This window comes from Methylibium sp. Root1272 (assembly GCF_001425905.1).
GTDB lineage: Bacteria > Pseudomonadota > Gammaproteobacteria > Burkholderiales > Burkholderiaceae_C > Methylibium.
Window position 1 is genome coordinate 19032 of record NZ_LMDY01000014.1, and the last position, 26845, is coordinate 45876.

The 26845-nt window shown below is 67.0% G+C and carries 25 protein-coding genes; 19 read left to right on the forward strand and 6 right to left on the reverse strand.

The features are described from left to right. The first annotated feature begins 282 nt into the window (after positions 1-282). Positions 283-1350: a site-specific integrase gene (locus ASC67_RS12545; RefSeq protein WP_235566309.1), complete on the forward strand. Its 1068-nt coding sequence runs from the start codon at positions 283-285 to the stop codon at positions 1348-1350. Between the two features lie 146 nt (positions 1351-1496). Here ASC67_RS12545 and ASC67_RS12550 read toward each other — a convergent pair whose 3' ends face one another. Beyond that, the gene (locus tag ASC67_RS12550) at positions 1497-3716 is read right to left on the reverse strand and encodes a S8 family peptidase (protein WP_056321015.1); all 2220 of its coding nucleotides are present in this window, start codon (positions 3714-3716) and stop codon (positions 1497-1499) included. Beyond that, on the reverse strand, positions 3717-4871 hold the full coding sequence (locus ASC67_RS12555) for an AAA family ATPase (RefSeq protein ID WP_056321018.1): 1155 nt from the start codon (positions 4869-4871) through the stop codon (positions 3717-3719). It lies immediately after the preceding gene. 531 nt (positions 4872-5402) lie between these two features. On the opposite strand from ASC67_RS12555, the gene ASC67_RS21125 reads away from it, so the two are divergent. After that, a complete protein-coding gene (locus tag ASC67_RS21125; RefSeq protein ID WP_082535997.1) occupies positions 5403-5630 on the forward strand; it encodes an AlpA family transcriptional regulator in 228 nt (75 codons plus the stop codon). Here the strand turns inward: ASC67_RS21125 and ASC67_RS12560 are convergent. Both ASC67_RS12560 and ASC67_RS12565 read right to left on the reverse strand, forming a co-directional pair. Next, positions 5620-5934, reverse strand: a complete 315-nt coding sequence (locus ASC67_RS12560) for a hypothetical protein (protein ID WP_235566310.1) — start codon at positions 5932-5934, stop codon at positions 5620-5622. The two genes, ASC67_RS21125 and ASC67_RS12560, sit on opposite strands and share 11 nt — an antisense overlap. Positions 5935-5984: 50 nt before the next feature. After that, positions 5985-7901: a ParB N-terminal domain-containing protein gene (locus ASC67_RS12565; protein ID WP_056321025.1), complete on the reverse strand. Its 1917-nt coding sequence runs from the start codon at positions 7899-7901 to the stop codon at positions 5985-5987. 835 nt (positions 7902-8736) lie between these two features. On the opposite strand from ASC67_RS12565, the gene ASC67_RS12570 reads away from it, so the two are divergent. Continuing rightward, complete coding sequence (locus ASC67_RS12570; RefSeq protein WP_082535999.1) at positions 8737-9723, forward strand: HTH-type transcriptional regulator ArgP; 987 nt, start codon at positions 8737-8739, stop codon at positions 9721-9723. Here ASC67_RS12570 and ASC67_RS12575 read toward each other — a convergent pair. Together ASC67_RS12575 and ASC67_RS12580 are read right to left on the reverse strand one after the other, a co-directional pair. After that, positions 9676-10941 (reverse strand): hypothetical protein, encoded by a 1266-nt coding sequence (locus ASC67_RS12575; protein ID WP_056321028.1) that lies wholly within the window; start codon positions 10939-10941, stop codon positions 9676-9678. The genes ASC67_RS12570 and ASC67_RS12575 overlap by 48 nt on opposite strands. Then, complete coding sequence (locus ASC67_RS12580) at positions 10938-11879, reverse strand: fatty acid desaturase (RefSeq protein WP_056321029.1); 942 nt, start codon at positions 11877-11879, stop codon at positions 10938-10940. Before ASC67_RS12580 ends, ASC67_RS12575 begins: the two co-directional genes overlap by 4 nt. A 248-nt stretch (positions 11880-12127) precedes the next feature. Between ASC67_RS12580 and ASC67_RS12585 the strand changes: the two genes are divergently transcribed. From ASC67_RS12585 to ASC67_RS12660, 16 genes are all read left to right on the forward strand, one after another. After that, positions 12128-12541, forward strand: a complete 414-nt coding sequence (locus tag ASC67_RS12585) for an ACT domain-containing protein (RefSeq protein WP_310731983.1) — start codon at positions 12128-12130, stop codon at positions 12539-12541. A 196-nt stretch (positions 12542-12737) separates the two neighbouring features. Continuing rightward, on the forward strand, positions 12738-13148 hold the full coding sequence (locus tag ASC67_RS20620; RefSeq protein ID WP_156466762.1) for a hypothetical protein: 411 nt from the start codon (positions 12738-12740) through the stop codon (positions 13146-13148). Further along, a complete protein-coding gene (locus ASC67_RS12595) occupies positions 13129-13893 on the forward strand; it encodes a LuxR C-terminal-related transcriptional regulator (protein ID WP_082536000.1) in 765 nt (254 codons plus the stop codon). Before ASC67_RS20620 ends, ASC67_RS12595 begins: the two co-directional genes overlap by 20 nt. Positions 13894-14029: 136 nt before the next feature. Then, on the forward strand, positions 14030-14599 hold the full coding sequence (locus tag ASC67_RS12600) for a hypothetical protein (RefSeq protein ID WP_235566311.1): 570 nt from the start codon (positions 14030-14032) through the stop codon (positions 14597-14599). A gap of 11 nt (positions 14600-14610) precedes the next feature. Then, positions 14611-15105, forward strand: coding sequence for a lytic transglycosylase domain-containing protein (locus ASC67_RS12605; RefSeq protein WP_056321040.1), 495 nt, complete (start codon positions 14611-14613; stop codon positions 15103-15105). Next, complete coding sequence (locus ASC67_RS12610; protein WP_056321043.1) at positions 15102-15392, forward strand: TrbC/VirB2 family protein; 291 nt, start codon at positions 15102-15104, stop codon at positions 15390-15392. Before ASC67_RS12605 ends, ASC67_RS12610 begins: the two co-directional genes overlap by 4 nt. 15 nt (positions 15393-15407) lie before the next feature. Then, positions 15408-15740, forward strand: coding sequence for a type IV secretion system protein VirB3 (locus ASC67_RS12615; RefSeq protein WP_056321047.1), 333 nt, complete (start codon positions 15408-15410; stop codon positions 15738-15740). Continuing rightward, positions 15724-18207 (forward strand): VirB4 family type IV secretion/conjugal transfer ATPase, encoded by a 2484-nt coding sequence (locus ASC67_RS12620; RefSeq protein WP_056321050.1) that lies wholly within the window; start codon positions 15724-15726, stop codon positions 18205-18207. Before ASC67_RS12615 ends, ASC67_RS12620 begins: the two co-directional genes overlap by 17 nt. Then, the gene (locus ASC67_RS12625; RefSeq protein ID WP_056321054.1) at positions 18204-18611 is read left to right on the forward strand and encodes a hypothetical protein; all 408 of its coding nucleotides are present in this window, start codon (positions 18204-18206) and stop codon (positions 18609-18611) included. The genes ASC67_RS12620 and ASC67_RS12625 overlap by 4 nt, the downstream gene beginning before the upstream one ends. 14 nt (positions 18612-18625) lie before the next feature. Continuing rightward, positions 18626-19726: a type IV secretion system protein gene (locus tag ASC67_RS12630; protein WP_056321057.1), complete on the forward strand. Its 1101-nt coding sequence runs from the start codon at positions 18626-18628 to the stop codon at positions 19724-19726. A 36-nt stretch (positions 19727-19762) separates the two neighbouring features. Beyond that, positions 19763-20458: a type IV secretion system protein gene (locus ASC67_RS12635; RefSeq protein ID WP_056321060.1), complete on the forward strand. Its 696-nt coding sequence runs from the start codon at positions 19763-19765 to the stop codon at positions 20456-20458. Between the two features lie 69 nt (positions 20459-20527). After that, positions 20528-21301 (forward strand): virB8 family protein, encoded by a 774-nt coding sequence (locus ASC67_RS12640; protein WP_056321064.1) that lies wholly within the window; start codon positions 20528-20530, stop codon positions 21299-21301. Then, a complete protein-coding gene (locus ASC67_RS12645; protein ID WP_056321067.1) occupies positions 21298-22218 on the forward strand; it encodes a TrbG/VirB9 family P-type conjugative transfer protein in 921 nt (306 codons plus the stop codon). The genes ASC67_RS12640 and ASC67_RS12645 overlap by 4 nt, the downstream gene beginning before the upstream one ends. Beyond that, a complete protein-coding gene (gene virB10, locus ASC67_RS12650; RefSeq protein WP_056321070.1) occupies positions 22215-23669 on the forward strand; it encodes a type IV secretion system protein VirB10 in 1455 nt (484 codons plus the stop codon). The genes ASC67_RS12645 and virB10 overlap by 4 nt, the downstream gene beginning before the upstream one ends. Continuing rightward, positions 23666-24757, forward strand: coding sequence for a P-type DNA transfer ATPase VirB11 (gene virB11 / locus ASC67_RS12655; RefSeq protein ID WP_082536001.1), 1092 nt, complete (start codon positions 23666-23668; stop codon positions 24755-24757). The genes virB10 and virB11 overlap by 4 nt, the downstream gene beginning before the upstream one ends. After that, entirely contained in the window at positions 24754-26778 is a 2025-nt protein-coding gene (locus ASC67_RS12660) for a type IV secretory system conjugative DNA transfer family protein (RefSeq protein WP_056321072.1), read from the forward strand. The genes virB11 and ASC67_RS12660 overlap by 4 nt, the downstream gene beginning before the upstream one ends. Positions 26779-26845 lie beyond the last annotated feature (67 nt).

Here is a 26845-nt window from a genome sequence, read left to right on the forward strand (position 1 = left end):
GCGCGATTGGACTCGAACCAACGACCCCCACCATGTCAAGGTGGGAAAGCGGGACTTTCCGGGATCTCCGGAGATGCAACTTTTATAGGAGAAAGTGACATCGGAGGTCCCGCGAGGTCTCCTAAAATCCACCCCAGTTTTTGGTACTTTTTTGGTACCTTGCCATCAGGGGTAGGTATGGCCGTCCGCATAGACACAGTCGCGTCGCGCGAGAAGCTGAAGCCTCGGCGAGGTCCTTACTGGCACCGGGTGCTGAAGGGTTGCCACGTTGGCTACCGGAAGATGTCCGCCACCGGACACGGATCCTGGCTCGCTCGGGCACGCGACGAAGAGGCTTCCGTGCAGCACTTGTACAAGCCCCTCGGCGAGTTTCTCGAGCTCGCTGACCACTTGCGCTTCGACGCTGCCGCGAAGGCCGCCCAGGCTTGGTTCGAGCATCTGGGGCGAGGCGGGAACACCAATGGTTCGACAGTGGCGGATGCGTGCTCCCGGTACGTGAAGCACCTTCGCGCCCACAAGACCGACCGCGCGGCCGACGATGTCGACGCGCGCTTCAAAAACTACGTGCTGAACAACCGCAGGTTGGCATCGACTGAGCTGACGAAGTTGACACCATCTCAGCTGGAGGCCTGGCGCAAGGCCCTGAGGGAGTTGCCGACGCGCAGCGGCGGCCGTCGTGGCGAACTGAGGTCGGAGAGCACCCTGAATCGCGACATGACCTGCTTCCGTGCCGCGTTGAACCTAGCATTTCTGGACGGCCTCGTCACCAGCGACTTTGCATGGCGCAGCAAGCTCCGACCGATCAAGAACGCCGACAGGCGGCGTGAGCTGTACCTCGACCGATCCCAGCGGCTCATGTTCATCGAGAAGGCCCCCGCGGACCTCGCCGCTTTCCTGCGCGGCCTATGCCAGTTGCCTCTTCGGCCAGGGGCGCTGGCTAAGCTGACCGCAGGCGACTACGACAAGCGCCTCAAGGTCCTCAAGGTCGGCCAGGACAAGGCGGGCAAGGATCGGCGGATCAAGATGCCCGATGTCACCGCGGCCTTTTTCGAGGATGCCTGCAAGGACAAGCTGCCATCGGCCCCGCTGCTTGCGCGTGCCGATGGCAAGGCCTGGAACAAGGATGCCTGGAAAGGTCCGGTCAAAGAAGCTGTGGTGGCTGCCAAGCTCCCCGAGGGGACAACTGCCTACACCCTGCGTCATAGCGTCATCAGCGATCTGGTGCACGACGGACTCGACCTGCTAACCGTGGCGCAAATCTCGGGGACCAGCGTCGCCATGATCGAACGCCACTACGGGCACCTGCGAAGCGAAGTCGCGGCAAGCGCTTTGGCCAAGCTTGCTTTGTAAGTCGCCCGCTCGCCTCTACGTTGTGGGCGTCATCACAGCAGTTGGTGCGAGCTTACGGGGGCGCAGCGTCCAACGTAGGGTCAAGGCGAGTGCACCGACATTCGGGAAAGAGTAAAGACCCGTGCCGCCGCTGTTCATGCGTCTCGTCACCAAGACGACAACGGCAGAGAGATCACCGGTTCCAGCGCCTGCAGATCAATGTGCGACTGAAGAATCTGGTCGTACAGGTCAGCGTGCCGCGGCGCGCGCAAGGTCAACACCAATGCGTAGCGAATGCGATCGGCGCCAGACGTCGGAGCGCCTGCATCACGTGCGTTGTAGTGGACGTCGAAGACCGACTGCTTCAGGCTCGATGCCAGGAACCGCTTCGAGGCGTGCAAGACCGTTTCCCACTTGTGCAGGTCGGCGCGTTGCTCTTCCTCAGTCCGCCACTGATTCGCCGGAAAAAACGTCGCGCTGGTCGCGTTCTGGCTGTCCGGCTTGCGTTTGTCGACATTCGGTCGGAAAGTGATGCCCAAACCTGCCTTGGTGTACGCACTCGCGTCCTGGGGGTCCACCGCGCTGGCATAGCAGAACGTTGCGGTCAACTCGACCCTGCCCTGCATGGCCGCAATTGGCAACGGCACAGGTGCCCTCAAAAACTTTCCCGGACGCAATTCACCTTGATAAATGATCCGCGCCACGCCCTCACCGCAGGTGATGAGGCTGTCCAAGTCGGCAGGCACCCTGCCCCAGCCCACGTGTGCCGCATCTTCAAGCTCGTGCGTCTCGCAGCCATGAACCAACAACGCCTTGATCGCAAGCGGTGAGACCTCGTTGCCCAAGATCGCGCGGATGCCAACGGCTGATCGCAGGGCGAGCGGCGCGGCGAAGCTCGTTCCTTGAGCGCCCGCCAAGGCCAGCTGGAGACCTGGTGCGGCGATGTGAAACAGTTCGCGTGGTGAGCCCCCGAACGCGAGCAGATCAGGCTTGCGACGGCCAGGGCTGCGTCCGGGGCCGATCGCGCTATACGCTGCCTTGGACCAGCCATCGCTTGAGCGATCGGCTGCCCCGACCGACAGCGCATTCACGCTGTCTGCGGGCACTTGAATCCGGTTCAGTCCTTCAGTCGCATCACCTTGTCCGTTGTTGCCCACGGCCACCGTCATCAAGGTCTCGCCGTCGCTCAAGATGTTGTCAATGACGGCAGTCCAAGCATGGACGTCGCTGTCCTCGACGCATAGCTCGGGACCCAGACTGAGGTTGATGAACTGGTAGGACCGCGACAGCAGCACCGCCTCGACATGGCCCAAGGTCCTGTACAGGTCGTAGGCGCTTTCTCCATCCGACAGCGTGTCGAGCACGCGGTGATGGTCGACGGGCGCATAGGCTCGCTCGGCCCTGCCGCCAGGCTCGATCGCGCCGAAGAGCAGCGCCGAGGTCACGCCGAGACCGTGGGCGGCATAGTCCGCCACGGGCGCGGCATCAGGGTCTGACTCGTGATACCGGCGCAGGTGATCGCCAAGCAGATGGTCTTCGGGCAACCCACCATCGAGCACCGCGACCTTGGGTTCGCGCGACAGAGGCGGCGCATCCGGCATCCGAAAACCTTGCGGCACAGCCACGGCCCGCGTCATCGGCCTTGCAGAACGCAACTTGGGCATGTCTCTCACGACACGCATCATCGAAAACTGTGCCAAACGGCGAAGGTTTGTGCGTTCTCCTTCGACCGGCAGGAAGAGCAGCCGACCGGCTTCGAACTCGAACGATGCGTTGACCTCGAACTCGCACATCGATGCAAACTCATCAAACTGAGCCCGAAGGCGACGTGTGCTCGCGTCCATGGGGACATGCAGACCCACCTCAAACACCGTTGCGCCACGGCTCGCCGCAGGCCGAATGCGATCGCTGGCATCCATGGCGCTGAACGATTCAATCTGCGCGAATTGCATCGCCGGTTTGGACCCTTCTTCCAACTCACGCGCAAGCACGGCAAAGCGAGCCAGAGCCGCGCGCTTGCCCGCAACCAGCAGCTGCGTGGTGTCCGCCTCTGCGGCAGCGCTCGCAACGGCCAGGCCGCGCGGTCGCACGCGCTGGGTCCGACTACCCACCGTCTCGAGCTCCACGGTGCGCAGAAGCTCCCGAGGGAAGTAGCTCTTGGCCAAGTACGCTGGATGCAAGGTGAACTTGGCCACTGCCATGTCTTCGTAGCACGCCGAAGCGGGCAGCGCTTCGAAGTTGCGGCTTGCCGCCTCGATCTGCGGAATCAGCACCGCCTGGTTCGATGCCAAGTCATAGGGATGGGCTTTGGTGCCAGGCTCACGGCGAGGCGCCTCAATCGGATAGGTAAGCCGTTCGCCTTTGCCGATCAAGTACCTGGTCGCCATTTACTTCATCCCTCTGCCGCGCCGCGGCGATGGACCGGCGTGCTTGCGGATGGTGTCCCGCGCGACGCCGGTCAGTCTGCTAATTTCTTGGTGGGTGTGCTTACCCGCTTTGGCCATTTCCACGGCCAGAGTCAAACGCTCAACCTTGGACTTCATGCCAAGGTCTGCCCCGACCATCGCGCTCACCAGCTCCTCGTCGGGCGCGTGCCGCAGCGCATGGCCCCGGCGCAACGTAGTCACCGCGCGCTCCACGTCCGACAGTGAGCGGCCCTTCAGACTGGTGGCAATCGTGTCGATCCACTGCCCGAGCGCTTCCGTGTCCGGGCCTAGAAAGCGGCGCACTGCCTGCACCGTCAGTTCGGTGTCGGGTGCGCTGAAGCGCAGCTCCGCGTCGAACCGACGCCAGAGCGCCGGGTCGATCAACTCCGGATGGTTGGTGGCTGCCAAGAGCAGGCCTGTGTCCGGCCAGTGGTCGACCTCCTGCAGAATCACGGTGACCAGCCGCTTTAGCTCGCCAATGTCTGATTCATCGCTTCGCCGCTTGGCAATCGAGTCGATCTCATCAAGAAGCAAGATTGCGGAGTGCCGCTTGGCATAGTCCAGCGCGGCTCGCAAGTTCGCCCCGGTCTTGCCGAGCATGCTGCTCATCACCGTGGTGAGGTCGAGGACCCACAGGGGCTTGCCTAGCCGGCTAGCGATCCAGCGGGCCGACATCGTTTTTCCGAGGCCCGGGGGGCCCACAAGGATCGCCGATCGCGTAGGCGCCAAGCCCCTCGCCAGCAGGGTCTCCCTCGCCTGCCGCTCTTGAATGATGGACTCGACCTGGCGCAGCAGGCCCGACGGAAGTAGCGGGACGCTCATCCCGCCGCGGTCGTCGAATTCCTTGAGCAACTCCAAGCGGGAGTCACGGTCCAGCGGAACGCCGGCGCCTGGTGCTTGCTCGGACAGCGACTCGCGCCGAAGCGCGCCTGACCCCGAGCGCGTCTGGATGGATTTAAGACTCAGGTTTAGCTGCTCGGCCAGCTCTGGGTGCCGCTGGCGATACTTACGCACCAAGCGCCCAAGCAGCAGGCGCACATCCTCCTCCGACTGCTGAACCGCCAGCTTCGCCAGAGTGGCAAAATCACTCTCGAATTCCTTCAGATCGTCAGACACAGGCTCGTAAGAGAAGAATCACTCTGGTAAGCGCCAGACCGCCAATATGGCGAAGTTTATGACGAAAAATCAAGTCTCGTCAGATTTGTTTTTGACTCGCGGACTTCAGCGTGCCCGCGCTGTCCCGCCCGGCTCCCCAAAAGCAGATGGCCCATGACCCCGGGGCACTAAGTCGCCATCGAGCCAGGCTCCAAGCTGGTGACCGCCTTCGACCACCTGACCGGCGAAAGTCCCAGGATCAACTGAGGGCAGACAACTGGGTTGCCGATCCGCTGCAAGGCCAGACGCCGCTCGCGCAGGCGATCGACGGCGCCAAAGGAGTTGGAAACAACCTCTTCCACGACGGTGGTCGGACTATTACTCCCCGCAAGCCGGCCGGCCCGTCGCTGAGCCCAGCGGCCTACGCTTGGCGGGTCTCACGCCTGCACAGCGCTCAACTTCGCCACCCGGCGAGATTTGCAAGCAAATCAAGCAGCCCAGAGAGTGGCTCGTCCGCCTACAGTGCGTTTACCGACTAGCCGAGGGACACCCATGGAGCGCTCACTGCAAGCGACCGCCGACCTCGACGACAACTCGCCGTCGCTCTTGCTTCGACTGCCTGCAGTCATGAAGTTGACAGGACTCGGCAGGTCCACGATCTACCGCATGGTTTCGGAGCGACGCTTCCCCTGCCCGGTACGCATTACGAAGCGCGCTGTCGCCTGGAGACGTGTGGACCTGGATCAGTGGAGCGACACCCGCCCGGCAGCTACGCACTGAGGAATGCCGCCAGCTTCAATGCGTAGCCGAACGCGAGCGCGAGCAGGATCCAGCGCCCCCAGCGCCAGGTGGTGAAGTGGTAGCGGTGGTTCTCGCCCACGGCTCGAACTGCACGGCGCACCGCGGCGACGCCGCACCACGCCAACGCGCACTGGCCCGCCAGCCCGAGCGGCACCGACAGAACAAGCAGCCAGGCCGCCCACACCGCGGGCCAGGCGACAGCATCGACGAGCGCAAGCGCCCGACGCCCCGGCCAGACGTGGACGTCGGGTGGTGGCGCCCGCGCAAAGATCACCCACATCATCGTCCCCTCTTGCGGGCAGGCGATGGACCTCGCCTGCCCGGGTTCGCCTGCTACGTGCAGGTAACTGCCTTCAGCGGCTCCGGCAACCACCCCTTGCCCGCCAGCTTCGTCGCCGCCAGGGTGGCGAGTTCACCCTTCTTCATGCCGGTCGTGGCCGATGCTTCCGACCCGGCACCGCCCTCCCGCAGCGCCTGCGCGATTTGCACTTTCGACACGTGGTTCAGGAAGGCCTCCGGCGTCGGCTCCCACCATTGCCGCATGTCGAGGCCGGCCAGGCGTTCCAGCCCGCTGGCCGCACTCGCCGGTCCGGTCGGTACCAGCGCAAGGCTGGCCGAACAAAGGCCGAGCAGGTCGAGCAGCTCCGGCTGAGGAAGCGCTGCAAGCCACTCCAGCCATTCGCTCTCGGCCTGCGGAAGCCGGCCAAGCCACACGGCGCGACGGGCCTCCAGGTCGGCCCAAGCCCGACCGGCGGGCAGGTCGTCCGCGGCGCGCAGCAGCTCATGCCGCGGCGGGCGAGCCGTGATCTGCAACGCAGACCGCGCCTCCAGGCCGAAGCGGTCGAACACCTGCAGCGCCAACGCGTGTGTCAGCGCCACCAGGGGCGCATGGGTGCCCCGCGCCAGCACGGCCTGCAGCGCCGCGGTGCGATGCGCGGCAAGTCGGCGCAGCAGCGTCTCGCTGAACGGCGCGCGCGGCTCGGCAGACTCGGTCGTTGCCGGTTCGTGGCTTCCCGACTCGGCGGCCTGCTCCCGGGCGGTCCGGCTTCGCGCCTCCGCCTTCGTCGCCTGCCGGTCCTCCGGGCGGAGCAGCCCACGGATCATCTCGGTAGAGCCATCGCGACCCACGGTGACGATCACACCGGCGCGGGCCTTGTCCTGGTCACGCCAGACCTGGCGCGCCACCTGGATGGCCTTGCGCCGCGCCTCGATGTCCTGCTCTTCCAGGTCGATGCGCTCGCCATCGCTGGGCGTCCAGGTGTCGTTGTCGTCGAGGGCCTGTTGCTCGGCGTCCAGTTCCTTCGAGCGCTGATCGAGTTCGGCCAAGGCCTTCTTCTGCTCGGCGCTCGGCGCGCGCACGCCCGGCTCGCACCGCGAGAACTCACGCAGCGCGGCCGAATCCAGTTCGATGCGGGCCTCCACCCAGGCCCAGCCCTCGCCGCGCACCGCCTGCGCCTCGGCATCCAGCTTCTCGCCAGCCAGGCGCCGCAGCAGCTCCGGATCGCAGATCCAGCACGACTGGTCGCTGTCGAACAGGTCGCGGCGCACGGCCCCGCCTGCTGCCTCGTACGCCTCGATCCCGACGAAGCGTGCCAGCGCGCTCTGGTGGGCCAGCAACTCGCCTTCCGTCAGGCGCTTGCGCAGCGCCGCAGGCGTCCGGTCCCAGGGCTGCGCCTCGAACCAGGCGCGCTCCTGCGCCGCGTGATCGCTGCTCAGGCACAGCGCCATCAGCTGGTCGAGGTTGACGCCGTCCTCGCGGTACAGCGCGAGCAGCTTCGGGGACAGCGCCGCCAGTTTGAGCCGGCGCTGCACGACCACCGGCGACACGCCAAAGCGCGCCGCCACGTCCTCGATGCCCCGTCCCTGCTGGACGAGCGCATGGAACGCGTCGAACTCGTCGGCCGGGTGCATCGCCTCGCGCCCGCTGTTCTCTGCGAGGCTGATCTCGACTGCGTGGTCGGCGCTGACCAGCTCGCACAGCACCACGTGCCCTGCGGCCAGCGCCTTGCGCTCCAGCAGCAGCACCAGCGCGCGTCGCCGCCGCTCGCCGGCCACGACGCCGAACTTGGTCTGCTGGCGCTTGCCGCGGCCGACCACCTGCTCGGTGACGATCAGGTTCTGCAGCAGCCCCTGCGAGGCGATCAGCGCCGCAAGTTCCTCGACCTGGCCGGCCGAGTAGCGACGCACGTTGTACGGCGAGGGCACCAAGTCCTCGACCTTGATCAACAGGATTTCCTTCGTGTGCTTCATAACGGACTCCATGAGTGGTTGAGACGATCCGGGACGGCTCGCCCGCCTCACGGCGGTACGCCCGCATGCCAGCAGCCGCCATGTCTGGCCCGCATGGCAACTTTCCGTAATCGCCCAGGTGCTCGCACTGCGTTCCCCTTCGCTCCGCGTGACGGCGGTGTCAGACCTGCCTTCCAGCCCCCTGCCCTAAGTTCCGAGGGAGCCGATCGTGGCTGTTGGTCCCTCGGAGAAAGCCAGGCTGTCGAGCTGGTGCCTGCCCCGCATTCGTCGGTCGCCGTGCGGCACCGAGAGCGCCGCAAGCAAGCGCGGCTGCAAGGGGACCGGGGCGTTAATGGAGGGGACCCGCGCCAGCGGGGCGCAGGCCGTTCATGCCGCGCACGCCCCTTGTGGCCGTGCGTGCGGCGCTACGGTCCGCAATGAAGGCGAGCGGCGAGGCGGGCCGCCGGCATTCGCAAGCGATCGAGGGACACGGGCAAGCGCAGGCCAAATGGCCGGAGCGAAGACCGCCAGTCCCGCGCGTGCGAACGCGCGCTGATCAGCCTGCATTCACGATTTGTCACGTAACGCCTGTGGACAACTCGACCGCTGCAGCGCATCAATAGCGACTTGCACGAAGCCGCCGCCGAAGCGGTCCAACGAGCACCCGCAGTCCGATGTGTCTCGCTTGGAAAAACCGGCTCTGCGCCTCCTCAGCGACGACGAAGGTCGTTCTGTCCTGACGGTGCAGCACCGGCATCGACGCAGATCGTCTCCAGCGCCCACGGCACCGGGATCACCGTTCCTCCGGCCGCGACCGGGTATCCGTCTCGCGCGCCGCCCGACAGGAGATCGCGCCATGCTGGACCGAGATCAACTGGAGACTTTTGCCACCGTTGCCGAGCAGCAGAGCTTCGAGCGCGCGGCGGCGGTACTCAACGTGACCCGCGGTGCCGTGTCACAGCGGATCAAGGCGCTGGAGGAGTCGCTGGCGACCATCCTGCTGCTGCGAGACAAGCCGGTCACACCGACGCCCGCCGGCGAATCACTGCTACGCCACGTGAAGGCACTGCGGCTGCTCGAGGCTTCGTCGCTCCGCGAACTGTCCACCGGGACGGATCACGATGGTCCCGTTCCCCTGTCCATCGCCGTGAACGCCGATTCGCTGGCCACCTGGTTCCCGCCGCTCCTGCGCGAGCTCTTCGCCAGGCGCCTGGTCGCGCTCGAGGTCGTCACCGATGACCAGGACCACACCTCCAGCCGCCTGCTGCGGGGCGAGGTGGTCGGCTGCATCTCGACCGATGCCAAGGCTGCCGCGGGCTTCCTCGCCAAGCCGCTCGGAGCGATGGAGTACCGCTGCTACGCCACTCCCGGCTTCATCGCGGAGTTTCTGGCCGACGGCCTGATCGTCCGCAACATCCTTCGCGCACCGGCGGTCCTCTTCAACCGCAAGGATGCGCTGCACGACGAGTTCCTGCAACGGCGGTTCGGCATGCGGATCGACCGCTATCCGCGCCACTACCTGCCCTCGCCCTCCGCCCTCCTCGAAGGCATCGCCATGGGCGCGGGTTACGGACTGGTGCCGACGACGCAGGCGCAGGGGCTGCTCCAGGAGGGCGTGCTGCAGGAACTGGCGCCCGACGACCCTGTGCAGGTTGACCTGTATTGGCATCACTGGGAGATGGAGCCGCCCATCGCGCGCGAGATCACCGAGCTGATCGTCAGCCGCGCCGAAAAGTGCCTCATCCAGCCGCGTAAACCCGCCCGGAAGGTGTCGCGTCAGCGGGCGCTGGCCCTGCTACCTTCGCACCGTCCGGTACCCGGGCTCTCCGTGACGTCGATGTAGTACCACCCGCGTCACGGTCGCCGACGCCAAGCCGACGAGGAGCGCGATCAGTTCGACGTTCGGGATGGACCACCCTGCCCACGTCGGGAGGAAGGCGGCGACGGCACCGGCGAATCCCGCCGCAATCGACCAGGTCTCGTCCACTGGGTCGCCGTCCTTGCCGCGCAGCAGGCCGAAGAGGCTGACGCCGACGCTCGCGATGTAGACGACGTTCACCGACACCATCGTGTCGACGATGGGTAGCCCGGTGGCCGTCAGCGCCGCGGCCACGGCCATTGGGATGGCGGCCAGGACGATCGGTGACGTCGACGCGCTGCGCGGCCGGGCCGCCTCAAGCGCTGACACCATCGCGCGGAGCACCGCGGCACCCGAGCCAAGCGCCGCCATGCCTAGGACTGCGAACATCACCGGGCCCGCAACTGCCGCGAACTCCGCCGCAGCCAGCGACAGCGCCTGCGGCACGACCTGCTTGGCATCGGCGACCCCGGGCCACGACGGCTGGGCGACCGCCGACAGCACGACCGCCGGCGGCAGGAACGCCAGCAGCAGCAGGCCAGCGCCGGCCAGCAGGCATCCGCGGATGGCAGCGCCAGGCCCACGGGCCGCGAGCACGAACTGGTGATAGTCCGCGCCCGTGCAGACGAGCAGCCCGACGCCGATGGCGATCGTGAACGCCTGGGTCACGCCGAGCGACGGCAAGGCGTGAGCGAACGCAGGCAGCGAAGCGGCGTAGAGCTCGACGCCTCCGCTGCGCACGAGCGCGTAGAGCAGGACGACCGCGCTCGCCGCGAGGCACCCGGCGAAGGCCAGGGACGCTGCACGCAGCTCGAACCGCGATGCCGCGAAGATGAGGGCGATGGCGACGGCATGGGCCGCCACCGGGCCCGCACCGAGCAGCCTCACCACCGCCACGGCGCCGTGGATCTGCGCGGCCAGCACACCTGCCATCCAGACGATCGACAGCAGCGCAACCAGCCGTCGCACGCGATCGCCGGACCGGTCTCCGAGCAGGTCCCACACGGCGCGACCGGCCAGCCACAGCCTGCCGGCGAAAACCGCCATCGCGATCATCCCCAGCCCGGTGGCGACACCGTAGATCGCACCGGCCATGCCGTAGCGCAGGGCGTACTCCCCCGACCCGAACAGGAACCCGATGCCGTAGCTGGCAGAGACGAGCAGCGCTGCCACCTGCAGCGCCCCGAGCGTCCGGGTGGTCACCGGGCCAGGCTCCGCTGCCACGAACCTACCGCGGGCCCCGGCTCTGCGAAGTATGCCTCGCAGACCTGGGCGCGTTCCTGGTACTCCGGCAGCGTCGAAAAGAGGCGCTGCGCCTCGGGCAGCCGGTAGTAGGGAACGGCCGGCAGCAGATGGTGGGTCAGGTGGTAGGCGTTGTTCCGGGGATGGAACAGCACCGACCAGAGTCCAGCCGCCTTGATGTCGCGCGTGAAGCAGAACACGCCGCCGGGGGACAGCCCGTGGTGGTCGCACATTTCCCGGAACGTCGTGATCACGTGGAATGCCGTGGCACGCGCGGCCAGCCATAGGGCGAGCATCGCAGCGGCTTCGCCAATGCCGGCCGTCAAGCCAAGCACGGCGACAGGGACGGTCCACCACCCGAGGATGTACAACCGTGCTCCCAGCGGAACGGAGCGGTCGACCAGGTGCCCGAAGGTGGACCCGAGGACGGCACGCAGCGACAGCGTGTTCGCGGCCACGGCCGCAATCCAGGACTTCGCCTTCGCTGCCGGGATCGGGATCAGATCGGGATCGGCGTCCTGCGCGCCGAGGTCCAAATGATGGCGGAAGTGCAGTTCGCGATAGTGCGACAGGCTCGCGAAGAGAAGCGGAGCGATCAGCGCCCGGGTCACCAGATCGTTCAGCAGGCGGTTGCGCGTCAGGTTGCGGTGCGCAGCGTCATGCAGGATGTTGCCCAGCGCCCGCTGTCGGTTGCCGAGGACCAGCAGCGCGATCGGTGCGGCCCAGGGCGCCTGGAGGGCCAGCAGGAGCGCCGCAACGATGGCAGTGATATCCACGGTGACGTCCCAGGCGGGACGCCACCCTTGCAGCTTCAGCAGGGGCAGGTGTGGATTGCCGACGCGCCGCAGCGACTGCCTGAGCAGAGCGATGTCGGAAAGCACTTGCGAGCGGGTGGCCATGGCAGACTTCCTTGCACGCGGCTGTCGGGCTGGATGGTCCCGGCCCGTCCTCGACACGATCGTCCCAGCCGCGCTCTCAAGGTACCAAGTGACCGCGACGGATGCTCGCGGTTTAGCAACTTTCGCCGCGCGTCAGCAGCGCTAAACCTGCCGGTTCATGCCCCGACGGCCCGCTCGGATCAGGGTGCCCGCAACGGTCCGGGATGCCCATAATCTTCGGCGAGGTGGAGCAAGGCAGATTGGAGGGGATGGGGATGACCGGCGTTCGTGACCTGCACGACCTGTGCCGACAGATGACACCGAGCATCGCGGACGGGGTCTTCGTCTACTGCACCTTCAGCGACTTCCGCCTACCGCGTGGGCTTGAACCGATCTGCACCTTCCGCGAGTCCGAAGGACTGACGGCCATCGTCGGCAAGTCCCAGGCCGAAGCGGCCGGCGTTCCCTACACCTTCCCCTGTCGCCTCATCACTCTCGCAGTGCATTCGTCGCTCGATGCGGTCGGGTTCCTGGCCTGCATCACCGACCGGCTCGCTCAGGCGGGCATCGCTTGCAATGCCGTGGCGGCCTTCCACCACGACCACCTCTTTGTGCCCGAGGCTCGCGCGGCAGAGACCTTGAACCTACTCCACCGCCTGGCCGCTGAGGCCCGCTTCGTCTGACATCCACAAGGTCGTGCAACGGTCCGAACGAACGTCGTTTAGCGGCGCTGACGCTGCCGCAAATTTGCGCAACTTGGCGCCAATGCGTTGACAGCAGCGGCAGCAGTTTTTTAGGCTGAACTCCCGGTAGCTCTCGGAGCGTCTAACCCGTGATCGGGAAGACGCCCAGGTGGCCGGAGCCAACGGGAGTGTCGCCATGATCACGCCGCAACCGCCACGCCTCGGGCCGCTGACCGATCGCCCTGCCCTCGACCACGATGGGCGCCGCCGCCGAGCTAAATCTTCGGCGCCATCCCGCCGCGCGAGGGTCGCCCCGGTCCTGCCGGCCCGCCCGATGGTCTCGTCGATCACGCGGGATGTCGAACAGCTATGTGCATCCTGGACCTCGGAACACGCTTGCTTCGAGCTTGTTGTGCGCTCTCACTCGACAGGCCTGCAGGTAAAGCTGTGCAGCTGGCTGAACTCAGGGCCCGCCTTGGAGGAGCGCTTCGTCATTCACACACTGGCGGAGTTCGAACAGTGGGTCGCGAAGGCGCCGACGAAGTTCGACCACCCGGTCGCTCACGAAGAGATCAAGAGGTTCGCCCATGGAACCTTTGCTCGATGAGCCCGATTGCCCTGGCGACTCGCCGAGGCCCTCACCTCAAGCTGCAGCCTTCGAGCTCTGCCAACTGGTCAGGTCGCTCGTGGTCGCCGATGAAGCGAGCGCCATAGCCGCGCTGGAACTGGCCGCACGAGCGGGTGGCGCCGACGCAGCCTTGTTCGTGTGGGTGATCCCCGACGACGATCGTTGCTGGTACCGATCGATCGCCGCACTGGATCCCGAATGGAGTGCGAGCGCCCTGCGGCGATTGCACAGCGGCCCCTGCACTTGGCTGGCCCATGCCGCGCGCTCGAGCGAGCCGCTGCTTGTCTGTCCGAGCCTCGACAAGGGCGAAGAGGGAATCGAACGGGACGACGCCTTGGACCCTCCGCGCGCGATCTGGTTGATTCCGGCCCCGCCGCCGCGCGGTTCCGATGTGCTCGGAATCCTGATGCTCGCGGGCAAGGATGAGCAGCAACTCGACGCCACCAGCCGATTGATGCCGGTCTACCGTGCGCTGGCCCTGGGGCTGACCGACTGGTTCCAGCGTCAAGGTCGGAACGAACTCGTGCAGCGCGCCCACCTGACCGACCGGGATCTCGATCTGCTTCGGTACGAGTCCCTCGGGCACGGCTCGAAGCGAATTGCCTCTGCGCTCAACGCCGAGCCGAAAACCATCGACTGCCGATTCCATCGTCTCAACGTGCGCCTCGGCGTCGCGAATCGCCGAGATGCCGTGAGGCTGTGCCAGCGCTATGGACTGCTCTGACACGCGGCCGCAGCGCACATGCAAGAAAGTCGCGCAATTGAAGCAGTCGTGGTCGCCCCTGCCGCTCCTAGAGTGAACTCACTGCAAGGCCCCGGGTATCCCGAGACGTCCTCGCGACATCGGAAGGAGCAGCGACATGACGACCGAACTGGCGAACCGTCTTCCCTCACAGATGTGCGCGAGCCGGCGCCCGCGCCGGGCTGCGATCGCCCTGGCGATCGTTGTAACAATGACCAGCGCTTTGCTCCCCAGGGCGGCACAGGCCGTGGACGGCTGCCTGGTGCTGCTCTGCTTCGCCGCCCCGAGCTGGCGCTCCATCCCGCAGTGCGTGCCGCCGATCAAGCAAGTGCTGCGTGACCTGGCGCGCGGCAAGGCGTTCCCAACCTGCAGCATGGCCGGCGGCGGCAACTCCGCCAACCACGCCTGGGCCAGCGCGCCCAGCTACTGCCCGCCGCAGTACACCCGGGTGTTCGACGGCGAGAGCGGGCCGATCTACTCCTGCGACTACACAGGCGCCGTCTCCGTCTCGATCAACGGTGCGCCCTTCGCCCGCACGTGGTGGACGATGGACGGCGACACAGTCACCGAGTTCAGTCCAGCGGCAAAAGCGCAGCTCGGCACGTGGGACACGCGCTTCGACGACGACTACGCCGCATGGCTTGCGTCGCTGCCGCCTCCGGCTCCGGTCGCCGAGTCCGGCTACTGAGGCAGCGCACCATGGATGCGTCCGTCTTCCTCGCGCTGGTGCTGGCCTGTGCGCCCCAGGTGCACGCCGACACGGCACGGGCCCTGGTCAGTGTCGAGAGCGCCTTCAACCCGTGGGCGATCGGCGTGGTCGGCGGTGTGCTCGTGCGCCAGCCGCGGCACCGGGCCGAGGCCCTGGCCACAGCCCGGGCGCTGCGGGATGCCGGCTGGAATTTCAGCGTCGGCCTCGGGCAGATCAACGTTGGCAACTTCGATCGGCTCGGTCTGACCGTGGAGTCCGCCTTCGAGCCCTGCGCCAACCTGGCCGCCATGCAGACGGTGCTCGCCGAGTGCTTCGACCGTGCGAGCGCATCAACGTCGAGTGCCGCAGATCAGATGGCCCTGCGACAGGCCCTGTCCTGCTACTACAGCGGCAACTTCGCCACAGGCTTCCGCCACGGCTACGTGCGCAAGGTCGTGACCGCTGCGCGCCTCGTTCCCACCGACCAACCGAAGGAGAAGACATGAGACCGATCGCATCGATCCGCCGCGCGGCGCCGGCCCTGGCCGCCATCGTCCCGGCCCTGCTGTCGCAGGCAGCGCTCGCCCAGGGCTTCGACAAGATCAACACCACGGTCACGAACGTCAACACCATCCTGGTGACGATCTCGATCGCGGTGGTCACGATCGCGATCATCTGGGCCGGCTTCAAGATGATCTTCCAGGGTGCCCGCCTGGCCGATGTCGCCAACGTGCTGATCGGTGGCACCCTGGTCGGCGGCGCAGCGGCTTTCGCCAGCTACATCGTCACCTGATCGGCGAGCGCAACCATGCAAGGCGAAGCCATCTACAAGGGCGCCACGCGCCCGGCCATGAAGCTGGGCATCCCGCTCGTGCCCCTGGTGGTGCTGTTCGGCACTGGCATGCTGCTGATCATGTGGGGCGGCACCCTGGTGAGCTGGTGGCTCGCCCTCGGCGTGGTCGTGGCCTTCGTGCCCGCGCTGCTGTGGATGCGCTTCGTGACCTCCAAGGACGACCAGCGCTTCCGCCAGATGTTCGTTGCCCTGAAGCTGCGCCTGCACGACCGCAACCGCCGCTTCTGGCATGCGCGCAGCTACGCGCCCACCCTCTACCGGGGAGCCCGCGATGCTTGGCATGTCTAGGGGCAACGGCGCCGACACACGACCGGGCCGCAACAGCATCAGGCCTCGGCACTGGGCGCAGGCCCAGGCGGAGAACCCGCTGGCGCGTTTCGTCCCGTTCTCTTCGCTGGTCAGCCCGCACGACGTGATCACCCGCGGCGGCGACTACCTGCGCGTCTGGCGGCTCGACGGCGTGGCCTTCGAATGCGCTGACGAGCACCAGATCGGTGAGCGGCACGAGGCGCTTTGCAGCCTGCTGCGCAACCTGGCTGGCGGCCAGTGGGCGGTGTGGACTCACCGCATCCACCGCGTGGTCAGCGACAGCCTGCAGGACCCGGTGCAACCAGGCTTCGCGCGCGACCTGTCCCAGGCCTACCAGGCGAAGCTCAGCGAGCGCCGGATGATGAGCAACGAGCTCTACTTGACGCTCGTCTACCGGCCCAACGTATCCCGCGTGGGCCGTGCCCTGCAATCGACGCAGCGCACCCGTGCCGCCATCGCAGAAGCTCAGGCCGAGGCCCTGCGCGTCATGCAAGAGCGCTCGGCCCTCGTCGGCCGGGTGCTGCGCGGCTTTGGCCCCGAGTTGCTCGGCACGCGCGAGCAGCGCGGCAGGACCTACTCCGAACTGGCAGAGTTCCTCGGCTACCTGATCAACGGCTGCTGGCGGCCGATCCCGATGACCGCCGGCCCGCTGTACCGGACGCTGCCGACCGCGCGCCTGTCCTTCGGCGGCGACAAGCTCGAACTGCGCCACGGCGATCACCGTCGCTACGCAGCGCTGGTCGACATCAAGGAGTACGCCGACGCGGTCGAGCCTGGCATCCTGAACGCGCTGCTCTACGAAGCCAGCGAATTCATCGAAACGCAGAGCTTCTCGATCCTGCCGCGTCGAGAGGCGATGCGGGCCCTCGAACTTCAGCGCGACCAGCTGATCGCCAGCGACGACGTGGTGGCCAGCCAGGTCGCCGAGATGGACGTTGCGTTGAACGAACTCGGCGACGGCCAGTTCTGCATGGGCGAGTACCACTACAGCCTCGTCGTCTTCGGCGAGGACGTGGCCGATGCCGGACGCCGTGCGGCGCAGGCCATCGGCGCCGTCGGCGAGGCCTCCAGCCTGCAGATGTCCCCGGTGGACCTCGTGGCCGATGCGGCGTGGTTTGCGCAGATGCCGGGCAACTGGCAGTGGCGGCCCAGGGATGCCAAGCTCAGCTCGCGCGCCTTCGCGGCGCTGTCGAGCGGCCACAACTTCGCTCGCGGCAAGCGCGACGGCAACCCCTGGGGCGAAGCGCTGGCCCTCCTGCGCACGCCATCGGGCCAGCCCTTCTACCTAAACCTGCACAGCAGCCCCGAAGGTGAAGACTCCGCCGACAAGAAGCTGCCGGGCAACACGCTCATCATCGGATCGACAGGCGTCGGCAAGACAACGCTGGAGATGTTCCTGCTGACGCTCACGCGCAAGTGGGACCCGGCGCCGCGCCTGGTGCTCTTCGACCTGGACCGCGGCTGCGAGATCGCGATCCGTGCGCTCGGTGGCCGGTACTTCACGCTCGAAGCTGGCAAGCCCACGGGCTGCAACCCGCTGCAGCGCGAGCCGACACCGGCACGCATCCAGTTTTGGGAGCAGTTGATCCGCACCTGCATCGCCACGCCGGCCATGCCGCTGCTGCCGGCCGACGAGCGTGCCATCGCCGATGCGGTCAAGGCTGTGGCGATGATGCCGGCGCCACTGCGCCGCTTCTCGACCGTGCGGCAGAACCTACCCAAGGCGGGCGAGAACAGCCTCTTCGAGCGACTCGGCCGCTGGTGCCAGGGCGGCGCGCTCGGCTGGGTCTTCGATCAGGCTGACGACCGCCTGCTCGATCTGCACGCGGCCAACGTCATCGGCTTCGACACTACCGAGTTCCTCGACCTGCCCGAGGTCCGCACGCCGGTCATGATGTACCTGCTGCAAGTGATGGAAGAGCTCGTCAACGGCGAGCGGCTGATCTACGTGATCTCGGAGTTCTGGAAGGCGCTCGACCACGAGATCTTCAGCGACTTTGCCAAGCAGAAGCAGAAAACGATCCGCAAGCAGAATGGGCTCGGCATCTTCGACACTCAGAGCCCGTCCGACGTGCTGCGCCACCCAATCGGCCGCACGATGATCGAGCAGAGCGTGACCAAGATCTTCTTGGCCAACCCGGAGGCGGTGCGCGAGGAGTACGTCGACGGTTTCGGCCTGACGCAGGCCGAGTTCGACATCGTGCGCAGCCTGGGTGTGCAGGGCGGCCGGCGCTTCCTGGTCAAGCAGGGCCACGCCAGCGCGATCTGCGAACTGGACCTCGCCGGACTCGAGGACTTCATCACCGTGCTCTCGGCGACCACCGACAACGTGGCCCTGCTCGACGCCGTGCGCGAACGGCATGGCAACGATCCGTTTCAATGGCTTCCGGTTCTCCTTAGTGAGGTTCACGATCGCAGGTTTCGTACCTCCAGGAGAGCCGCATGAGAGCTGTTCGTCATCTCCTCGCGCTGGGCGCGCTGGCACTCGCAGCCACTACCGCCAGCGCGCAGTTCGTCAAGGGCAACGAAGCCGTCAAGGTGATGCCCGATGGGACCAAGAAGGTCGAGACGCCTCCGCTGCCGACCGCATCACTCGGTGCACCGTGCCCGGCAGCGAAGTCAGGTTGTGCTGGCGGTGGCTGGAAGATGCTGGAGAGTCAGTCCGGTCTGGTCGAGTGCACGGAAGTCTTCGCCCGGCCAGGAACCTGTCGCGAATCGACCTACGGCACCGAGAAGCGCTCGCGGGTATGGATCGTCAAGGTCAAGGGTGAGTGGACGCAGTGCGAGCGACCGGACATCTCCGGCAAGTGCATCAGCCTCAAGGGCTTCCCGATCAGCGCCGTTCAGTAGAAGGGGGAGTAGCGATGTTCGCCTGGGTCGGTTCTCAGTTCGATGCGGTCCTAAACACCTATGTGCTCGGTGTCGTGACCGCACTGATGGCGGGTATCGCTCCCATTGCGCTGACCGCGATGACGCTCTGGGTCACGCTGTACGGCTGGGCCGTCTTGCGCAACGAAGTCTCCGAGACCGTGCCGACCTTCCTCTGGAAGGTGTTCAAGATTGGACTGGTCCTCGCGTTCGCACTGCAATCCGGCTTCTACATCTCCAACGTGTCCGACTCGGCCAACGCACTGGCAACTGGTGTTGCAACCACGTTCCTGCCCGCGGCAGCGGACCCGATGGCGATCACCTCGCCCTACGTGTTGCTAGACAACTTCAACGACGAGGCCAGCAAGCTGGTGCTCGACCTCTTGAAGGACGCCGGAATCATGCGTCTTGATCTGCTGTTTGCGGCGGTGGTCTGCTCCATCGGGAACGTCGTGTTCTTGTGCATTGCGCTGTTCGTCGTGACGCTGGCCAAGCTCTTCCTGACCTTTGTGATCGCCATCGGTCCGCTGTTCGTACTGTGTCTCGCGTGGCGTCCGACAGCCCGGTTCTTCGATAGTTGGCTCTCGATGGTCCTGAACGCTGTCGTGCTGACCTGGTTTGCATTCTTTGCACTTGGCCTGAGCGCGTTCATGGGTGACGCGCTCGTGCAGGCCATCCAAGTCAACGGCGGCTTCCTGGGCCCGACCTTCAACGTCGTCGGCGAGAGCCTGAAGTACTGCGTCGTCATGATCCTCATGGCGATCATCTGCTTCCAGGCCCCCAGCCTTGCCTCTGCACTCACGGGCGGCGCCGCAGTCCAGCAGGGCATCCAGATGATCCAGAACGCCATGATGGTCTCGGGCCTGCGCTCGGCATCCTCCGCACGGGGCGCCGGAGCCGCAGGCGCAGCCGGCGGTGTCGTTCGTGCCGGCGCCGGTCTGCCCTATGCGGCGGGCCAGGCCACGGGCGCCGCGGCTGTTGCGACCGGCCGGGCCGCAGGAACCGTGGCCGCCGGTGCCGGCGCCGTGGTCCGCCAGGGATACGGCGCGGTGCGAACCGCTGCCTACAAGCTCGCCGCGTTGCGCGGTCGGGCATGAACTTCAACCAGCGTCAACCAGCACAGGAGCGAAACCATGCACACACGTCTCAAGGTCGCTGCCGCCGTCCTCATCGCCATCGGCGCCAGTGGCGCCCGCGCACAGGGCATCCCGGTCATCGATGTTGCCAACCTGGTCCAGACGATTCAGCAGGTGCTCGATGGCATCACGCAGATCAACAACCAGGTCCAGCAGATCAACCAGCTGCAGAGCCAGATCAACAGCATCAACGGCATCCGTAATCTGGGCAACGTGTTCAACAACCCGCTGCTGAAGAACTACGTGCCCGCCGAGGCCTACACCTACGTCAACGCGATCAATACCTCGGGCTACTCTGGCCTGAACGCCACGGCCAAGGCGCTGCGCGACGTGGGCATGGTCTACAACTGCATGGACCTCGCCGGTGACGCGCGCACCAGCTGCCAGGCAGCCCTGGCGCAGCCGTACCAGCAGAAGGGCCTGCTGCAGGACGCGATGAAGTCCGCCGCTGGTCGCCTGTCGCAGATCCAGTCGCTGATGGGCCAAATCAACGCCACCACCGACCAGAAGGCGGTGCAGGAAGTCCAGGCCCGCATCGGCGCCGAGAACGCGCTGCTGGCGCATGAGATGTCCCAGGTGCAGATGCTGCAGGGCATGGCCGACAGCGAGGAGCGCATTGCCCGGTCGCGCGAGCGGGAGCGCCAGTACCAAATGCTCACGCGCACCGGGAAGGTGGCCGACTACCTCCCCTGATGCCTGATCACTGAACCGCTGCGTCCGGTGCGGCCCGAAGGCCGCGCGCAGCCCAACCGAGGTCTCCCCATGAGTGCCGTCCTGACGCCAGGAAGAGCCGCTGCATTGCCTGATCGCTCCCGCGACCATCGCCAGGCCGCTGCCGAGACGACGACGATCGACGCCAATCGCGCGTGGGAAGTCGACCGTGCGTTGATGTTGGAACGTTCGGAGCGCCGCGCCTGGTGGGTGGCCATCGCCGGCCTCGTGCTGGGCCTCATCGGCATCGCAGCGGTCTTCGTCCAGGGCCCGCTGCGCCGTGTGGTCGAGATCCCCATCGTCGTCGACCGCGTCACCGGCGAGGCGACCATCCAGCAGCGTCTGGCCGTCGAGACGATCCCGCCGATGGAGGCGCTGGACAAGCACAACCTCGCGACCTTCGTCCGTGCACGCGAGGGCTACAGCTGGATGTTCCTGCAGCGCGACTTCGACCAGGTGGCGCGCATGGCGGTGCCGGCGGTCTTCGCCGACTACAACCGCCAGTTTGAGGGCGACGCAGCCCTGCAGAAGAAGATCGGCGCCGCGGAAGACTGGCGCATCAACGTCATCGGCGTGCGCCTGGCGGCGTCCGGCCGCGCCGGCAACAAGGGCGAGGCCACGGTCACCTACGACAGGGTGGTACGCCTGACGGACCGCAACCTGCCCGAGGTCATCACCCGGCACGTGGCCAGCGTCGTCTACCAGTACCAGCCCAAGGTGCTGGCCAAGGAGCGCGACCGGCTCGAGAACCCGTTCGGCTTCGTCGTCACCGCCTATCGGTCCGATCCCGAGATCAACACCGCCGCACCGGGGGCCAAGCCATGAAGCCGCTGGCCTGGCTGGCCGCCCTGGGCTGCGTCGCGGTATACGGCTCCACGATGGCCGCGGCGGAGCCTACGGACCCGCGGCTCCGCGAGGTGGTCTACGACCCGCGCACCGTCGTCACCGTCCCGGTCAAGCGCGGCGTCGTGACGCTGGTCGTGCTCGATGCCGACGAGGCGATCACCGAGGTAGCCGCCGGTCTGGGTGGCGACTGCACGAAGGCCGATGCCGCATGGTGCGTCGCAGCCCAGCCCGGAGGCCGGAACCTGTTCGTCAAGGCCAAGAGCTCGGCCAGCGCCGCGAACACCTTGGCCGTGGTCACCGACCGCCGCACGCATAGCTTCCGCTTCGTCGTGCTGGCAGACGGCGACCCGAAGCCGCCGGTCTACCGCCTCGTAGTCAAGGCACCGGACCGGATGGCCCCCCCGGCGCGTCTCGCGCTGCGCGACGCGGCGCCACTGATGGCGTTGCCGGTGGTGCCCCCACCCCCGTCACCGCATCAGGTCGTCGCCGAGCGCCTCCAGGCCAAGCCGCAGGTGATGAATACCCAGTACTCGATCGCCGAGGGCGCCGGCTCTCAGGACATCGTTCCGACGCTGGTCTACGACGACGGGCGCTTCACCTACCTGCGCTTCCCCGGCAACCGCGAGGTACCGGCCGTGTTCCATGTCCTGGGTGACGGCAGCGAGACGCTCGTCAACGCCCGCATGGAGGACGACCTGCTCGTGGTGGACCGCGTCAGCCGGCGGCTGATGCTGCGGGCCGGCTCCGCCGTCGTCGGTCTATGGAACGAAGCCTTCGATCTGGACGGCAGGCCCCCGGGCGACGGCACGACGGTGCCCGGCGTGCAGCGCGTGCTGAGGGCCGATGTCAGTGGCAACAACGCGCCCTCCGACGACCGCAAGGGAGCGACACCATGACGCACGACCAGAACGATCCGCGCGACCGCGATCCAAACTTGGGCGCTGACCGCGAACCCGACGGCAACGCCATCTCGCCGCTGCCCGGCGAGCCGGGCATCCCCAACGTCGCCGCCCGACAGCGTGTTTCGATGTCGAAGAAGGGGCTGCTGGCGGTGGCACTGCTCGTCGGCTCCCTGGTCGCGGTGGCGGCCGTCACCATCCAGCGCTTCTCGTCCAGCGGCCAGAAGGCCGAGGACGCGGAGTCGAAGCTAGTGCGCGACAAGCCAGCCGCCGCCACGGCCGAACCACGCAGGCTTGAGATGCCGCCCGCGCCAACCGCGAGTGCCGCGGTGGCGACAGCTCCCCGCATCCCCGCCCTGACACCCACGGCCGACGAACTGGCCGAGCCCATCGGAGTTCGCCGCACCGGATCGGGTGCACCGACATCGGGTGCCCCGAAGGTGGCCCCGCCCGAGGATGCCCCCGTCCTGCTGGTGACCACCCGGCCGGGGGCACTCCCGGCGCCGGGGGCCGCCACCCGAAGGGCGGATGCCTCAGCACCCCCGATCGAGGGAACAGCCGCACCAGAGGCTGCCGATCCGAACGATCCGATTGCGGCGACGTCGCGCAACCTCCAGGGATACCAGCGCCAGTTGCAGGGCCTGCTCGACAACCTCACGAAGACTGCGGCGCTGGCCACGGGCCAGGCCACCGGGCAGATGCCCTCGGGGGCCCTCCTCGGCGGGCCCCCGATGGCGGGCCCCGCACCCATCGGGGCATCCCCTGCAGGGAGTGGCCTGTTCGGGGGCCAGCTCCAGGGCTCCGCCACTCTGAAGGTGGCTGCCTCGATGCTGGGCAATCGCAGCCTGACGCTGCCCAGGGGCACGGCCTTCACCTGTGCACTCAAGACCAAGGTGATCAGCGCCACCTCGGGCCTCGTAGGCTGCCAGGTACAGCGCAACGTCTTCAGCGACGACGGCCGCGTGCTGCTCATCGAACGCGGGTCCCACCTTGACGGCGAATACCGCATTGCCTCGGTGAGGCCCGGCACCGTCCGCATCCCCGTACTCTGGACCCGCATCCGCACGCCGCTGGGCGTCACGGTGGACATCGACTCCCCCGGCACCGGCCAAGTCGGCGAGTCCGGCATCGACGGCTACGTCGACAACCGCTGGGGCGAGCGTATCGGCGCAGCCATGCTGCTGTCGCTGATCGACGACTCGGTGAAGCTGGTCATCCAGAACCAGGCCAGCGACCGGCAGGCCGACACCATCGTGCTGCCATCGACCACGGCCAACACCAGCAAGCTGGCCGAGAAGGTGCTGGACAGCACCATCAACATCCCGCCGCTGATCTACCAGAACCAGGGCGGCATCGTCGGCATCTACGTCGCCCGCGACGTGGACTTCTCGTCGGTGTACGAGTTGAAGCCCACGGCTGCCGCACCGGCTGGCGAGGTCAGGCCATGAACCAGCACACCTGTGAGCGCGAGGGCCTGGTGAACCTGGATGCGGGCTGGTGCGGCGATGCCACGTCGGTCGTCGAGTTCCTGCGACCTCTGCGCGAGCAACTCGATGCGCCCGGCGTGCTGGAGGTCTGCGTGAACCGACCTGGCGAACTGCTCGTTGAGACGGTGCGCGGCTGGCAGACCGTGCCGGCGCCGGAGATGACGCAGGAGCGCTGCCTATCACTGGCCACCGCGGTGGCCACCTTCTGCGACCAGCAGGTCAACCAGGAACGGCCGCTGCTGTCCGCCACGCTGCCCAGCGGCGAGCGCATCCAGTTCGTCATCCCTCCAGCCGTGCCGCGCGGCACCGTGTCGATCACGGTGCGCAAGCCGTCGCACCTGATCAAGCGGCTCGATGACTTCGAGCGCGAAGGCCTATTCGAGCGCACGGCCACCGTGACGCGCACTCCGAACGCGGAACTGCTTCCCTTCGAGCGCGAACTGGTCGAGCTGAAGGACGCCGGCCGCTATGCCGAGTTCCTGCGCCTGGCGGTGCGCAAGCACCAGACCATCGTGGTCAGCGGCAAGACCGGCTCGGGCAAGACCACCTTCATGAAGGGCCTCGTTGAAGAGGTGCCCAAGCACGAGCGCCTGATCACGATCCAGGACACGGCCGAGCTGACGTTGCCGAACCACCCGAACGTCGTGCACCTGTTCTACAGCAAGGATGCACAGGGGACAGCAAAGGTCACGGCCAAATCGCTGCTCGAAGCCTGCCTGCGCATGAAGCCCGACCGCATCTTTCTGGCTGAGGTGCGCGGCGACGAGTGCTTCTACTTCGTGCGCCTGGCGGCCTCGGGTCACCCGGGCAGCATCACGAGCGTGCACGCGGGCAGCTGCGCGCTCGCCTTCGAACAGATGTCGCTGATGATCCGAGAGACCGGCGCCGGCGGCGGCCTGCGCATGGACGAGATCAAGTGGCTGCTGAGCGTGGTGGTCGACGTGATCGTGCAGTTCGATCGCGACGAGCGCGGGCGCTTCATCTCCGAGATCCTCTACGAGCCCCGACGCCAGCGGCTCGGCCGATGGGATCAGCAGGCCGCGGCATGAGCAGCGTCGCAACCCTGCCGTTCTCGGCCTGGCCCACGGGCCGCAAGGTCGCGGCGGGCGCTTTCGCCGTCATCGGCTACGCGGCGTTGGCCTGCGCGGCGGTCTACCTGGCCGGCGTGCTGTTCCTGGTGCTGAACAAGGCGAACCCGAAGCAGGCCCAGTTCGCCAGCATCGTTCACTACTGGAACCTCTACGCGGACGATGCCCAGCTGCGCAAGAAGCTGCATCTCGCGATCGGCGCCTCGGGGATCGGCCTGTTGATCCTGCTGCCAGCAGGTCTGGTTGCCGCTGCCCGACCACGCCGCGCACTGCACGGCGATGCCCGGTTCGCCAGCCCGGCCGAGGTCGATCACGCGGGGCTCACCGGCAGCGACGGGCAGCCGGGCATCCTGATCGGCCGGCACCGGGGCAAGTTCTTGACGCTGCCCGGCCAGCTCTCCGTGATGCTGTCGGCGCCCACCCGCAGCGGCAAGGGCGTCGGGGTCGTCATTCCCAACCTGCTGAACTGGCCCGACTCGGTCGTGGTGCTCGACATCAAGGGCGAGAACTACGACATCACGGCCGGCTACCGCGCCGCACACGGCCAGGCGGTCTACGCCTTCTCGCCCTTCGACGAGGACGCGCGCAGCCACCGCTGGAACCCGCTGACCGCCGTGCGCCCCAGCCCGCTGCACCGCGTAGGCGACCTGCTCACCATCGGCCAGGTCTTCTTCCCCAACGATGGCGGCGGCACCTCGTCGGAAGCCTTCTTCAACGACCAGGCGCGCAACCTGTTCCTCGGCCTGGGCCTCGTCCTCCTCGAAACCCCCTCGCTCCCGCGCACCATCGGCGAGATGCTGCGCCAGTCCTCGGGCAAGGGTCGGTCCCTCAAGGACCACCTGAGCGGACTGATTACACAACGCCGCGAGGAAGGTAACCCTCTGTCGGACGAGTGCGCCGATGCCCTGCAGCGCCTGCTGTCGAACTCGGAGAACACGCTGTCCAGCGTGGTCGCCACCTTCAACGCGCCCCTGACGATCTTCGCGGACGCGGTGGTCGACGCAGCCACCAGCGCCGACGACTTCAAGCTCGACGATGTTCGTCGCCGCCGCATGTCGGTCTACGTGCGCATCCCGCCGAACCGGCTGGCCAACGCCCGGCCACTGCTGAACCTGTTCTTCTCGCAACTCGTCAGCCTGAATACTCAGCACCTCCCTGAGCAGGACCCGACGCTGATAGTTCAGTGCCTGCTGGTCAACGACGAGTTCACGGCGATGGGCCGGGTGGGCGTCATCACCACTGCCGCCGCCTTCCTCGCGGGCTACAACCTGCGGCTGCTGACGGTGGTGCAGGCCATGTCGCAGCTCGATGCGGTCTACGGCGACAAGGAAGCCCGCACCTTCGCCACCAACCACGGCCTGCAGATCCTGTACGCCCCGCGCGAGCAGCGCGATGCCGACGAGTACAGCGCCATGCTTGGCCACTTCACCGAGCGCGCCACCTCCCGCGGGCGCAGCCGGTCATTCGGCGGCCATGGGAGCAGCACCGTCAGCCGTAATGAGAGCGAGCAGCGCCGCGCGCTGCTGCTGCCGCAGGAGTTCAAGGAACTGGGCAGCGAACGGCTGGTGGTGATCTTCGAGAACTGCAAGCCGATCCTCGGCGAGAAGATTCGGTACTACCGCGACCGGGCCTTCACGTCGCGCCTGCTGCCGGCACCTTCGGTGCCGCGCATGAACATGGACCTGCACCTGGCCCGCGTGCAGGAGCGCTGGCGCTACGCCGACGATGAGCTGAGCCCGGGCGATGGCTTGGACTATGAGCAACTGGCCTATGACATGAGCCGGCTGCCCGAACTCGCCGACGCAGAGCCCGGCCAGGTCGCCGAAGGCATCCTCGATTTCATGGTCGGCCCTCGGCCGGGCGGATCCTCGATCGGCGGCGCGATCGAAGCCGTCGCCGACGAGGACGGCGTCCTACTCAGCGAAGACAGCGGAGTGGTCATCGCCGAACTGTCAGCCATCGAACGCGCCGATATCACCTAGACCCGGGAGCAACGCCATGCGAACCCGCATCGCCCTCACACCCTTCGTGCCCTGGCTCTTCGCGCTG